General features: G+C 42.9%; 13 protein-coding genes. 10 read left to right on the top strand and 3 right to left on the bottom strand.

Annotation, left to right across the window (positions count from 1 at the left end; all coding sequences use genetic code 11):
* Window positions 1-20 precede the first annotated feature (20 nt).
* The 3 genes from ABDD95_RS09555 to ABDD95_RS09545 form a co-directional block, all read right to left on the bottom strand.
* On the bottom strand, window positions 21-1559 hold the full coding sequence (locus ABDD95_RS09555; RefSeq protein WP_345951660.1) for an alpha-L-arabinofuranosidase C-terminal domain-containing protein: 1539 nt from the start codon (window positions 1557-1559) through the stop codon (window positions 21-23).
* A 137-nt stretch (window positions 1560-1696) separates the two neighbouring features.
* On the bottom strand, window positions 1697-2149 hold the full coding sequence (locus tag ABDD95_RS09550) for a YetF domain-containing protein (RefSeq protein WP_345951659.1): 453 nt from the start codon (window positions 2147-2149) through the stop codon (window positions 1697-1699).
* A gap of 12 nt (window positions 2150-2161) precedes the next feature.
* Window positions 2162-2653, bottom strand: a complete 492-nt coding sequence (locus tag ABDD95_RS09545) for a hypothetical protein (RefSeq protein WP_345951658.1) — start codon at window positions 2651-2653, stop codon at window positions 2162-2164.
* A gap of 202 nt (window positions 2654-2855) precedes the next feature.
* On the opposite strand from ABDD95_RS09545, the gene ABDD95_RS09540 reads away from it, so the two are divergent.
* From ABDD95_RS09540 to ABDD95_RS09495, 10 genes are all read left to right on the top strand, one after another.
* Window positions 2856-3593: a nucleotidyltransferase gene (locus ABDD95_RS09540; RefSeq protein ID WP_345951657.1), complete on the top strand. Its 738-nt coding sequence runs from the start codon at window positions 2856-2858 to the stop codon at window positions 3591-3593.
* Between the two features lie 6 nt (window positions 3594-3599).
* Complete coding sequence (locus tag ABDD95_RS09535) at window positions 3600-4340, top strand: metallophosphoesterase (RefSeq protein ID WP_345951656.1); 741 nt, start codon at window positions 3600-3602, stop codon at window positions 4338-4340.
* A 92-nt stretch (window positions 4341-4432) separates the two neighbouring features.
* Window positions 4433-4750, top strand: a complete 318-nt coding sequence (locus ABDD95_RS09530) for a glycine zipper domain-containing protein (RefSeq protein WP_345951655.1) — start codon at window positions 4433-4435, stop codon at window positions 4748-4750.
* A 121-nt stretch (window positions 4751-4871) separates the two neighbouring features.
* Window positions 4872-5444, top strand: a complete 573-nt coding sequence (locus ABDD95_RS09525) for an NUDIX domain-containing protein (protein ID WP_345951654.1) — start codon at window positions 4872-4874, stop codon at window positions 5442-5444.
* Window positions 5445-5535: 91 nt separating this feature from the next.
* On the top strand, window positions 5536-6780 hold the full coding sequence (locus tag ABDD95_RS09520; RefSeq protein WP_345951653.1) for a BamA/TamA family outer membrane protein: 1245 nt from the start codon (window positions 5536-5538) through the stop codon (window positions 6778-6780).
* Window positions 6781-6882: 102 nt separating this feature from the next.
* The gene (locus ABDD95_RS09515) at window positions 6883-7977 is read left to right on the top strand and encodes an endo-1,4-beta-xylanase (protein WP_345951652.1); all 1095 of its coding nucleotides are present in this window, start codon (window positions 6883-6885) and stop codon (window positions 7975-7977) included.
* 20 nt (window positions 7978-7997) lie between these two features.
* Window positions 7998-10898, top strand: a complete 2901-nt coding sequence (locus tag ABDD95_RS09510; RefSeq protein ID WP_345951651.1) for a glycosyl hydrolase 115 family protein — start codon at window positions 7998-8000, stop codon at window positions 10896-10898.
* 282 nt (window positions 10899-11180) lie between these two features.
* Entirely contained in the window at window positions 11181-11858 is a 678-nt protein-coding gene (gene fsa / locus ABDD95_RS09505; protein WP_345951650.1) for a fructose-6-phosphate aldolase, read from the top strand.
* A 124-nt stretch (window positions 11859-11982) separates the two neighbouring features.
* Window positions 11983-12828 carry a transketolase gene (locus ABDD95_RS09500; RefSeq protein WP_345951649.1) on the top strand — a complete coding sequence of 282 codons (846 nt, stop codon included), beginning with the start codon at window positions 11983-11985 and terminating at the stop codon, window positions 12826-12828.
* Window positions 12829-12922: 94 nt separating this feature from the next.
* Window positions 12923-13879: a transketolase C-terminal domain-containing protein gene (locus ABDD95_RS09495; RefSeq protein WP_345951648.1), complete on the top strand. Its 957-nt coding sequence runs from the start codon at window positions 12923-12925 to the stop codon at window positions 13877-13879.
* Window positions 13880-13883 lie beyond the last annotated feature (4 nt).

Here is a 13883-nt window from a genome sequence, read left to right as displayed (position 1 = left end):
TGTTGTAAAAGTATGTATTTTTAAAACAACTCCAATGCAACTACTGATTTTGCAGGCAGGCTTACAACTAGTTTGTCGCCGTTACGTTTTGCACCATTAAACTGTTTAGGAACAATGTTTAGCGGCTTGGCGAACGTATTTATATCGGCCGTGCTGCCAGAAGTTAATACCTGTCCGCTTACATTTTTCCACATTATATCCTTCAACTCGGTGCTTACTTCAATAGTGTTATGTGCATCGAGGTTCACCAGTGTAATATGGATTTTGCCGGCCTTGTCCTGCGAAGCAGATACGTTTACCGCCGGCAGCTTTTTGCCGTCAAACTCGTAGTCGGGCGTATTGAGTTGTATAGGCAGGTATTTTGCATCCTGATGTACTTTATACATATCAAATATGTAATACGTTGGTGTTAGCAACATCTTTTCCTTATCGGTTAATATTAATGATTGCAGCACGTTTACTGCTTGTGCCAGATTGGCCATCTTTACACGATCGCAGTGATTATTAAAAATGTTAAGATTGGTACCGGCTACCAGTGCGTCACGCAAGCTATTTTGCTGATACAGGAAGCCTGGGTTAGTACCGGGTTCAACATTAGTCCATACACCCCATTCATCCACAACTAAAGCCACACGCTTTTTAGGATCGTACTTGTCCATAATAGCGGAATGCTTGGTAACAAATTCCTCCATGCGCAAGGTATTGTTAATGGTGTTGAAATATTCCTTTTCGCCAAAGCCGGTAGCCGGGCCTTTGTCGCCCCACTTTCCAGTTGGTAAGGTGTAGCTGTGTAATGATAAACCCCACATACGACCCGGACCAACATTTTTCATCATGGTTTCCGTCCAGTTGTAGTCGCCGTCGCTAGCGCCACAAGCTATTTTGCGAAGCCGCGCGTTAGGATAATCACGCGAGTACGTAGCATAACGGCGGTACTCGTCGGCGTAGTGTTCTGCAGTCATACTGCCACCACAGCCCCAGCTCTCGTTACCAACTCCCCAAAACTTTACTTTGTAAGATTCAGGGTGCCCGTTTTGCTTACGCAAGGTGGTGAGCGGACTTAAACCGTCAAAGTTTAAATACTCCACCCACTTCGACATCTCTTCAACCGTACCGCTGCCCACATTGGCTGATATATAGGGCTCTGTATCCAGCAACTTACAAAGCTCCAGAAACTCGTGCGTACCAAAACTATTGTCTTCTACTACCCCGCCCCAATTAGTATTAATCATTTTGGGACGTTGTGCGCGCAAACCAATGCCATCGCGCCAATGATATTCATCGGCAAAACATCCGCCCGGCCAACGCAGGTTTGGGATTTTAATCTTCTTAAGCGCGTTAACAATATCCAAACGGATACGATCCTGCTTTTGTACGGGCAAACTTTTATCAACCCAAAAACCGCCGTAAATGCCGTGGCCTAGGTGTTCGGCAAACTGCCCGTAAATGTGACGGCTGATGGTATCTTTAGAATTATTACTTACTGTAATACTTGCCGTTTTTTGGGCAAAGCTGTTATAGCTCATGCCCGCTAATAAGAGTAAGACGTATTTTTTCAAAATCAGGAAAATTGGTTTTAATTGTCAGATGTACAATTATACAATTTACCAATTTAAATACCTATCATTTCAATAAAAAGTATTCCACAATATTATCTTAAAATTCCATTATCTTACCTAAAAGCTACTGGCGCAAATCAGCTTTCAGACTTGTAAGGTATAATAGATATGGTGCCATCCTTTTCCAAAACGGCATATTTTATTTCCTCTACACGTTCCAGGCCATGTGTAGATCGTGCCGCCAGCATAATATCATCCTCCGCAACCTGCGAATGCTTCATGCGTATAGGCAGCATTTTTCCATTATCAACTAATATGAGCGATGTGCCTTCCATCATTTTGGAAAAGAACGACCACTTCCCTTTGATAACCGAAAAAATAACATTTACGGCTACAAAGACGATAATTAAAATTACAGCGCCTGTTAATGAGTAATCCATTCCAACTAAAGCCTGTTGCGTAACCTGGCTAATGGTTAATAACAGTACGAAATCAAAGGTACTGGCCTGAGCCATGGTTCTTTTACCCATGACACGTACTATAACCATTAAGAACAAATACATAAACACACCCCTGATAACTAACTCCATTGCTGCTTTGTATTATGGATAAATAAAATGTTTGATATCGAACACCTCATCATTTACTTCAATTTTACCGCTAACAGACCCGTGTTCCATTGGGGTTAAATAAAAAGCAATCGTAAAATTCCGGTCTGCATAAAACTCGTAAACGCGCTTGTCTTTCACGATGTAGCTGCGGGTTGGTTCCGGAATTATTTGCGAAATCTTGAAGTAATTCATTAGGGATTGCGCAATGGCAACCGTTTTTATGGTTTGGCTTTTTGATGAAATCCTGATCATTTTTTCGGCCTGATACCTGAATAATTGATCGTATTGTACGTTAAAGTGGCCTTGGTTTACTGATTTATAACTGGCCGCCCCATCACCAAATAACCCGGCAATTACCAGTGCCACTATGACAAACAATGACACCCACGCTACCTTCTGTAACAGCCAGCTTACTTGTGTATGTGCAATCTCTTCTTGTATCTCTATGCTGGCGTTAACTTTCTCGGCCTTGAAAATATCCATCTACAGTATCTTGTGCGCTTGTATGATAACATAACGCCAAATGAATCAAGCTGTTTTGAAATACTTGTTTAACCATACAATGAAAACTTAGCGCTTTGAAGATTCTATTGCAAACACAATAATAGGTTTTAAAGTTGTAGAGGGTAACACACAGTTAACCGCCCGTTAATTTAACCGGCTAACTTGCTACCAACACTAAAATATGAGAATTAACGAAGACGAAGAAGCGATTGCTTTTTACCAGGAAGCGCTTGACCATTTAAAGGATAGCGGAATTGAATTTTTGCTGGGAGGCGCTTTTGCCATATTTCATTACAGCGGAATATACCGCGACACGAAAGATATTGATGTGTATTGCAAGTCATCTGACTGTCCGCGCATATTAAAATATTTTGGCGACCGTGGTTACGAAACCCAGTTTACAGATGCGCGCTGGCTGGCCAAAATTTACAAAGGTGAGTATTTTATTGACCTTATTTTTGATACTGTAAACAATATATGTAAGGTTGATGACACTTGGTTTGAACGTGCCGTAGACGCCAGCTTTTTTGACCGCAATTTGAAATTACTTGGTCCGGAAGAGTTGATATGGAGCAAGATATATGTTCAGAACCGCGAACGTTTTGATGGCGCTGATATTAACCACCTGCTTGTACAATATGGCAAAAACTTGGACTGGCATCATCTTTTGTTCAGACTGGACCAGCACTGGCAATTGCTACTTGCACAGTTAGTGATGTTCCAGTTCGTTTATCCGGCCGATTACCAGGAGATTGTGCCTCGCTGGCTGTATGATGAGTTGCTACGCCGGGCCGCCGAGCAGTTCGACTTACCATCGCCTGAGGAAAAAGTATGCCGTGGCCCGATGATTGACCAAACACAATACAGTGTTGACATAAAAGACTGGGACTATAAATCGTATACGATAAAGACTGTTTAATACTTTATGGAAGAGCATAAAATAACCCGCATAGCTGCTGTTGGCGACATCCACGTTAAAGAAACAGACCACGGCAAATGGGTAGACTATTTTAAGGAGGTATCAACCAAGGCCGACGTACTGCTTATTTGCGGCGACCTTACCGATACAGGCGACGAAGACGAAGCTCAGATATTAGCTAACGAGCTTAGGGCCTGCACTATTCCGGTGATTTGTGTGCTAGGCAACCATGACTATGAAAAGGGCCGTCATAAATTGATACGGCAGGCCATACAAAATCATAATGTACATGTGCTTGATGGCGAAGCCATTGTTATAGGTGGTATTGGATTTGCCGGCGTAAAAGGCTTTGGCGGCGGATTTGACCGCTATTTGCTTACTATGTTTGGCGAGGATGCAAACAAGGCTTATGTGCAAGAGTCTGTAGATGAGGCTTTGCACTTGGAGCGCGCTTTGCAAAAATTGGACTCAGACCATCAGGTCGACAAAAAAATTGCTGTTTTACACTATTCGCCAATTAAGGCGACCGTAGTAGGCGAACCGGAGGAGATTTTTCCCTTCTTAGGTTCATCGCGGTTGGCAGAGACGCTTATACGTAATAATGTAGCGGCTGCGTTTCATGGGCATGCTCACGCCGGAACCCTCGAAGGACAGATTAACAATAGCAATATCAAAGTATTTAACGTAGCTAAACCTGTTTTAGTTAAAGCTGGTTACTCGTGTCCATACTACTTATTTGAGGTATAAAATAGTCTGCTGTTTTGTGCAAACAACTTTAAAATTAAACCTTGGCTTACAGTTTGCATCATATATACAAGAGATACTTAATAAACACACTTATGAAAAAGACCATTTTGTTATTCGGATTGATATTCACTTTTATAATTAGCGCTGCTAATGTTTCTTTTGCTCAAAAAAAGAAAGGCATGAGCTCGCAAGCTAAAGGTGCCTTGATAGGTGGTGCAGGTGGTGCGGTTGCTGGTACCCTAATAGGTCATAATGTTAAAGGTGCGCTGATAGGTGGTGCCATTGGTGCTGGCGGTGGTTACATTATAGGCAACGAACACCGTCGTAATGAAGAAAAAAGAAAGCGGGCTTACTATCGTGCTCATCACACCAAAAAACAGTACTATAAAAAATACGGAACTTACAAATAATCAGGTAACCAACAAAAACTTAAAAAGCTATCATCAGTTAGATGATAGCTTTTTTTGTGCATAACATGCCGTTGTTGAAACTTAAAGTATAGCACCTCTGTTTTTATTTAAATTTTTTACCATGACAGCGATTCAAATTATCAACAGGGAAAAACTATCAGAACGCAAATTCTTGCTGGAAAACGTTGACTACAAAAAGCCAGATAACAGCGGAAAGCTGATAGATATGAAGGCCGAAGTGTATCACAGGCCTGATGCAGCGGCTGTACTACTCTACAACGCAGCGCAGCAAAAATTCCTCTTCACTAAACAGTTTCGATTACCTACTTTTTTAAATAATAACGAAACCGGCTACCTGGTAGAAGCTTGTGCCGGATTGATTGACGAGGGTGAAACCCCGGAATATACAGCAATACGGGAGGCCGAAGAAGAATTAGGCTGCAAAGTGACCAACTTAGAACGGGTTGGCGGCGTATACACATCGGCAGGTGGCATTACAGAGTTTGTGCATCTGTTTATAGCGCCATATAGTGACGATGACGAACGGGGCGATGGCGGTGGCTTACCTGATGAAGGCGAAGCAATACAGGTAACAGAAATGACTTATCAGGAAGCACGCGACTCGCTAAGAGAAGGAAAATTAAATGACGCAAAAATTGTCATACTATTGCAATATTACTTTTTATTTTGTTAATTACAATCAATTAAACAATCGGGGACATCAGTTACTTTATGCATATAAACTGCAACTGGCTTATTTCAATTACTGCTGCTTCAATTAGGGGATGATAAAAACGTACTTAATTATATCAGCATTATGCTTTTTTATACCAGGAGCATTAATTGCACAGGATACCGCTATGGTGTCTACGTTTAAACAAGTACGTACCGATACAACAGGCCAAAAGGATCTACTTGATGTTTTTAAAGCTGTTTTCAAGCCAAAGACCAGATCTCCAGTAAGCCTCAACCCGGCACAAGACAAAGTATTCTTCTCATTCCTGCCGACAGCATCAACAATACCCGATGGGGGTGGCAAAATGTTCATCACTTCCACTACAGCTGGCTTTTATCTGGGCGATCAGCAAACAACCAATTTATCGAGCTTTACGTTCACTCCATATTTTAATTTCAAAGGTCGGTTTGGTTTACCCTTACGTTCCAGTATATGGTTTAAAAACAATCAGTGGTTTTTATTGGGCGATACCCGGTTTATGGTTTATCCCCAAGATACATGGGGACTTGGCGGTAACCAGCCCGAAGAAAACCGCATGAGGGTTGATTATAAATACGTAAGGTTTTACCAGAGTTTGTTACGTCGCGTTACCTCCTACTTTTTTGCGGGTGTAGGTTATAACATGGATTACCACATGCGTATTAAAACGCGGCAGGAAGGCACCAACCTTCAAGACCTGTCAGACTATGCCTTCGGGACAGAATATGGTCAAAACTCACTCTCCTCCGGCATATCGCTTAACTTGCTTTACGATACCCGTAACAATTCCATCAACCCTTTGCCGGGTTGTTATTCTAATTTGGTTTATAGGTTAAATACGCCGGTTTTAGGTAGCAACCGGGTATGGCATTCCTTGTATGCGGACATGCGCAAGTACATATCTTTGAGTCCGCACAACACTACGCGGCAAAATACCCTGGCCTTATGGACCTATTATTGGACCACGCTTGACAGAGGAGCGCCTTATTTAAGCTTGCCCAGTATTGGCTGGGACCTTTACAACCGCTCGGGCCGGGGCATTGAACAAAATCGTTACCGTGGGCAAAGCTTATGGTATACCGAAGCTGAATATCGCCGCAGTATAACACGCAATGGTCTTTTAGGCTTTGTATTATTTGCCAATATGACCACTGTTAGCGAACCCGATACAAGGCAGTTTAATTACTTCCATCCTGCTGGAGGCGGCGGTTTGCGTATCAAGTTTAACAAAGCATCCAACACCAACATCGCTATCGATTACGGATTCAGCAAAGGATATTCATCAATCAGGCTAAATTTAGGAGAAGCCTTTTAATTCCAATTATTGTCTTTATCAAGTTGCAAAATTGTTTCTAACCGTTATATTTGCAATCGATTGCATTCCTATCTGTAAAACACCATTTATAAACATCTATTCATGAAAATAACGCTTACAGCATTGCTGTTAACTGGCAGCATGGCATTACAATTAGCTCATGCTCAAACTACTGCAGGCACTAAGGTGGGTAAAGGCTTAAAAGATTATTATAAAAACTACTTCCCTATAGGTGTTGCTGTTGCCCCCCGCCATTTGCAGGGAGATGAGGGCAAATTTATACTGCAACAGTTCAACAGTGTTACGCCTGAGAACGCCATGAAGATGGGACCTATCCATCCGCAAGAGGACCGCTATTTTTGGCGTGATGCAGATTCCATAGTAAACTTTGCGCAGAAACATGGGCTGCGGGTGCGCGGTCATAACTTATGCTGGCACGAACAGACACCTAATTGGCTGTTTAAAGACAGTACAGGCAAACAAGTGAGTAAAGAATTACTTCTTAAACGACTACACGACCATATTTTTACAGTAGTTAACCGGTATAAAGGAAAGATTTACGCGTGGGATGTAGTTAATGAGGCCATTGATGATGATCCGAAAAACTTCCTCCGCAATTCGCTATGGTATCAGATATGCGGAGAAGATTTTATTGTGAAAGCCTTTGAGTATGCGCATGAGGCAGATCCGAAAGCAGTGCTTTTTTATAATGATTATAATACTGAACGCCCTGAGAAAATGGAGCGTGTATATAAACTGCTCAAAAAACTGGTCGATGCCAAAGTTCCGGTTCAAGCAGTAGGCTTGCAGGCGCACTGGTCGTTACAGGAACCATCTGCAACAGAACTCCGCAATACAATACAAAAGTTCGCATCATTAGGCCTTAAGGTACAGATAACTGAGCTCGACGTATCAATATATCCTTGGGAAAAAGAACGCCGTCCACTACGCCCAGGCGAAAAAGGCGAATTAACGCCGGATTTAGAGCAAAAACAAATAGCTAAGTATAAAGAGGTTTTTGAGGTACTGCGCCAGTATAAAAGGGTTATAACCGGTGTTACCTTCTGGAATGTGTCTGACCGCTACACCTGGCTTGACGAATACCCTGTACGTGGCCGCAAAAACTTCCCGTTACTGTTTGATGCCAATCTGCTCCCTAAAAAAGCATACTATGAGGTAATAAACTTCAAAAAATAATTTCCCTATCTGCGTTAACAATGAAGAACCTCTCCCCCATCAGTCTATTCGTTTATTTTAAACGAATAGCAGCCATATTTATCGTCATGGTAATCTGTACGCAACAGGCCAATGCCACACATGATGATAGTTACGTTAGTGCTAAGCCCGTTGCTAATAGCTTTGCATTAAGTGCAGCGGGTAAATCGGCGCCTTTATGGGTTAGCACCGATGATTATGCTGGCGTTATACGTGCCGTAAAAGATTTGCAAAATGACATTAATGCTGTGACGCATCAAAAACCCAACTTACTAAACGGCACAGCAGCAGGCAAGCAACTGGTTATCATAGGCACTATTGGCAAAAGCGCGGTTATAGATCAGCTTATAAAAAACAAAAAGATAAACGTAAGCGGTGTTACCGGCAAATGGGAAACTTTCGTGTTACAGACGGTAAGCAAGCCTATGCCGGGGGTAGACCAAGCATTGGTAATTGCGGGCAGCGATAAACGTGGCACCATATATGGCGTTTATGACTTATCTGCCCGTATTGGCGTATCACCCTGGTACTGGTGGGCTGATGTACCGATTAAGGAGCAGAAAAGTTTGTATATAATACCCAGCCGTTACACCCAGGGCGAACCCGCGGTTAAGTATCGGGGCATATTTATTAACGATGAAGCACCTGCTTTTTCGGGCTGGACCAAGGAGAAGTTTGGCGGCGTAAATAGTAAAATGTACGCTAAAATGTTTGAGCTTATTTTGCGTATGAAAGGAAATTACCTTTGGCCTGCCATGTGGGGCAATGCCTTCAATGTAGATGATCCGGCTAACCGGGCCACTGCCGATGAGTATGGCATTGTGATGGGAACCTCACATCATGAGCCTATGGACCGTGCCCAACAGGAATGGAAACTTTATGGCAAAGGTGAGTGGAATTACAATACCAACGGTGATGTTTTGCGCGACTTTTGGCGCAAAGGCATTGAAAACATGGGCACTGCCGAAACCATTGTTACCGTAGGTATGCGTGGCGATGGTGACATGGCCATGGAGCAAGGAACTAACATTGCCCTGCTCGAAAAAATTGTAGCCGATCAGCGTAAAATTATAGCTGATGTGACTAAAAAGCCGGCCGATCAGACACCGCAAATGTGGGCGCTGTATAAAGAAGTGCAAGACTATTATGACAAAGGTATGCGCGTGCCGGATAACGTTACCTTACTGCTTTGCGACGACAATTGGGGAAACATACGTAAGTTACCCAAGCTTGGCGAAAAGCCCCGTAAAGGCGGTTATGGCATTTATTATCATTATGACTATGTGGGCGGTCCACGCAATTATAAATGGCTTAATACAAATCCTATTGTTAAGGTTTGGGAGCAAATGCACCTAGCATATGAGTACAATGCCCGGCAGGTATGGATTGTAAACGTAGGTGATCTTAAGCCTATGGAGTTTCCGATAGAGTTCTTTTTGGACTATGCCTGGAATCCTAACAAATGGCCTGTTAACCGTGTGCAGGAATATACCCGCTTATGGGCCTTGCAACAATTTGGACCTGAACATGCCAGCGAAATAGCCAGTATCATTGCCAGGTACACTAAATACAACGGGCGTCGTAAACCCGAATTACTCAATCAAAATACTTACAGCATCACTAATTATCGCGAGTTTGAGAACGTTGTAAATGATTATAACCAGCTCCGAGCACAAGCAGAAGAATTGTACAAAAAGATGCCTGCTGCTTACAAAGATGCTTATTATCAACTGGTATTACACCCTGTACAAGCCTGTTCAAATTTGAACGAGATGTATTACAACGCTGCATTAAACAAGTGGTATACCCAGCAAGGCCGGGCAGCAGCTAATGATAAGGCCGCTGCTGTCAAAACACTGTTTGCTAAAGATGCCGAGATATCTAAATACTACAATATACAATTGGCTGGTGGCAAATGGAACCACATGATGGATCAAACACACATTGGTTATACATACTGGCAGCAACCACCGGTAGACAAAATGCCGGAGGTAACTGAAATACAATTATCTGCTGTACCTTCAATGGGTGTTGCGGTCGAAGGTTCAACGGCTTGGTGGCCTCAGGAAACCCGTGAGGCTGTACTGCCTGAATTTAATAAGCACCAAAAGTCGCCATACTATATCGAAGTGTTCAATCGTGGGCAGTCATCATTCAAGTTTACAACACAAACTGCACCGTGGGTAACCGTAACACCGGCAAATGGTTTAGTAAGCAAACAACAACGTATTTTGGTAAATGTAAATTGGGCAAAAGTGCCGGCTGGTTCGCAAGTTACGCCAATTACCATTACATCATCGGATGGAAGCAAGGTAGTTGTAAACGCTAACATTTATAACGCGGTTAATAACAAAACTCCAATAAAGGGCTTCGTTGAACACAGCCGCTATGTTTCGATCGAAGCTGTTCATTACACTAAAGCGGTTAACAGTGCAGCGGCACAATGGCTGGTTCTGCCCGATTATGGCCGTACGCTTTCTGCCGTTACAGCCTCCCCTTCTACTGCACCCTTGCAAAAGCCGGGTGGTAATGGTGCGCATTTACAGTACCAGATCAATACAATTGATACAGGTTTGGCAGACCTTCATGTATACCTTTCTCCTACTATAGACTTTACAGGCAGTAAAAGCTTGCAATATGCCGTGTCTATTGATGACGAGAAGCCACAGGTGTTTCATGTTAACGCAGAAGCCACTCAGCCTTTATGGAACAAAGTAGTTGCCGATGCTATTAATATCCAGACATCACAACATCACCTTAAAAAGCCCGGCGTACACGTGATCAAATTTTGGATGATTAGTCCAGCCGTAGTATTGCAGAAACTTGTACTGGATTTTGATAAAAGTGTTAAGCCAAGTTATTTAGGCCCCCCTGAGAGTTATAATAATACCACTGCTCAGTAAGAAGCAACTTAAGTACATCGCTGTTGAATTAGCGAGGTTTTTAAGTTATGCTTATAAAATAATAAATACTTAACTGAAAGTAAGCTCGTGTTGGCGTTTGTACACTTATGCTGAGAAAGCGCGATCTACATAACTGTGTATTTGACAATTAAAAATACAATCGATTGCAAAAATATATTAGGTTAGCTTTAAAATTAATTGCATTTTTACCGGGCAGTACAAATTCGGCGCTTTTAAGCTTATTTATACTATTAGTTCTTCAATTACATACATTAATATATTATGAAATTTTTCATCGACACGGCTAACCTGTCACAAATTAGCGAAGCCCATGATATGGGTATTTTAGACGGGGTAACCACTAACCCTTCCCTAATGGCCAAAGAAGGTATCACAGGCCAAGACAATGTTATTGCACACTACAAAGCCATTTGCGATATTACCGATGGCGACGTTAGCGCCGAGGTTATTTCTACTACTTACAACGAGATGGTTGAAGAAGGCTTGGCCCTTGCTAAACTGCACGAGCGTATTGTAGTAAAAGTGCCGATGATTAAAGATGGTGTAAAAGCTATTAAATACTTTACACAACAGGGTATCAAAACCAATTGTACGCTGGTATTTTCTGCAGGTCAGGCGTTATTGGCTGCAAAAGCCGGTGCCACTTATGTATCACCTTTTATTGGCCGTTTGGATGATGTTTCAACCGATGGCTTACAACTTATTGAAGACATTCGTTTAATTTACGATAACTACGGTTACGAAACGCAAATTTTGGCTGCATCAGTTCGCCACGCTATGCATATCATTAACTGTGCTAAACTAGGCGCCGATGTAATTACCGGTCCATTATCAGCTATTACAGCACTATTAAAACACCCATTAACTGATAATGGTTTGGCTCAGTTCCTGGCCGATCATGCCAAAGCAGCCGCTGCTGGCGTTCCCCCGGTTAAGTAATTACCAGTAAATAGTAGTGGTTTAAGTAATTGACGATTGGATACATCCAACCCTTACAACATAGCCTACTTACTGCTTTACCTATCAAATACCCAACAAATCAACTTTTACTAGATCACAAAGAATGACACAAGATATACAAGAGCTTAAAAGCATTGCCTCACAAGTGCGCCGCGATGTGGTGCGCATGGTGCACGGCTGCCAGAGCGGCCACCCGGGCGGCTCGTTGGGTTGTACCGATTTTTTGGTAGCCCTCTATTTTTCAATAATGAAACACGACCCATCCTTTAATATGGATGGTGAAGGTGAAGATCTTTTCTTTTTATCAAACGGCCATATTTCGCCCGTATTCTATTCAGTTTTATCACATTCCGGTTACTTCGATAAAGCCGAAATGGCTACTTTCCGTAAATTGGATTCACGCTTACAGGGCCACCCTACTACACACGAAGGATTACCGGGTGTACGCATCGCCTCTGGCTCTTTAGGTCAGGGCTTATCAGTAGGTATCGGCGCGGCGCTTAGTAAAAAACTAAATGGTGATGATCGTTTAGTGTTTACCCTGCACGGTGATGGTGAATTGCAGGAAGGCCAGATTTGGGAAGCTGCCATGTTTGCACCACATAACCGGGTAGATAAATTAATCATGACCATTGATGTGAATGGCCAGCAGATTGATGGCCCTACTAAAGTGGTATTATCATTGGGTGATTTGCATGCTAAGTTCCTGGCTTTTGGCTGGGAAGTTATGGAGATGAAAGGTAACGATATGGCACAGGTTGTTGAAGGCTTACAAAAAGCCATTAGCCTAAGCGGCAAAGGCAAGCCAGTAGTTATATTAATGCAAACTGAGATGGGTGCCGGTGTAGACTTTATGATGGGTAGCCACAAATGGCACGGCGTTGCCCCTAACGATGCCCAACTGGAGCAAGCCTTAAATCAACTGGAAGAAACACTAGGAGACTATTAAGGATAGAACAGGACTCAAAAACCAAGAGTCACTGCTTGACTTATTTGCTCATTCAACAATTCACTCAATCACTCATTAATTCAACAACTATACTGTGACCAAGTATACATATACAGAAAAAAAAGACACCCGTTCGGGCTTTGGGGCTGGTTTGCTAGAAGCTGGTAAACGTAATCCTAAAGTGGTTGCCTTGTGCGCCGACCTTGTAGGTTCGCTTAAAATGCAAGATTTTATCAATGCTTTTCCTGAACGCTTTGTACAGGTAGGTATTGCCGAAGCCAATATGATGGGCATTGCTGCTGGTTTAACTATTGGTAGCCATGTACCTTTTACCGGCACGTTTGCCAACTTTTCGACAGGCCGCGTTTATGATCAAATCCGCCAGTCTATTGCGTATTCTGATAAGAACGTAAAAATTTGTGCCTCTCACGCCGGCTTAACCCTGGGCGAAGATGGCGCTACCCACCAGATATTGGAAGACTTGGGTATGATGAAAATGCTGCCGGGTATGACCGTTATCAACCCGTGCGATTATAACCAAACCAAAGCTGCTACTATTGCCATTGCCGAGCATCATGGCCCGGTTTACCTGCGTTTTGGCCGCCCGGTAGTCCCTATCTTTACCCCTGCCGATCAGGTTTTTGAGATAGGTAAAGCATGGATGGTAAGCGAAGGTACCGATGTTACCATTATTGCAACCGGCCACCTGGTATGGGAAGCCATACAAGCCGGCGAGCAACTGGAGGCTATGGGGATTTCTGCTGAAGTAATCAACATTCATACTATTAAACCGTTGGACGAAGAAGCCATCCTTAAATCGGTCAGCAAAACACGTTGCGTGGTAACTGCCGAAGAGCATAACCGTTTAGGTGGTCTGGGCGACTCGGTAGCACAGGTACTTGTTAAAAACATCCCCGTACCACAAGAGTATGTAGCTGTTAACGATTCATTCGGCGAGTCGGGTACACCTGAGCAACTGATGGAAAAATATAAACTAAATGCTCCTGCTATTGTAGCAGCTGCGCAAAAAGCTATACAGCGTAAAGGATAATCAT

It is taken from the genome of Mucilaginibacter sp. PAMB04274 (genome assembly GCF_039634385.2).
Classification (GTDB): Bacteria; Bacteroidota; Bacteroidia; order Sphingobacteriales; family Sphingobacteriaceae; genus Mucilaginibacter.
This window is presented reverse-complemented; position numbering and strand designations above follow the sequence as displayed.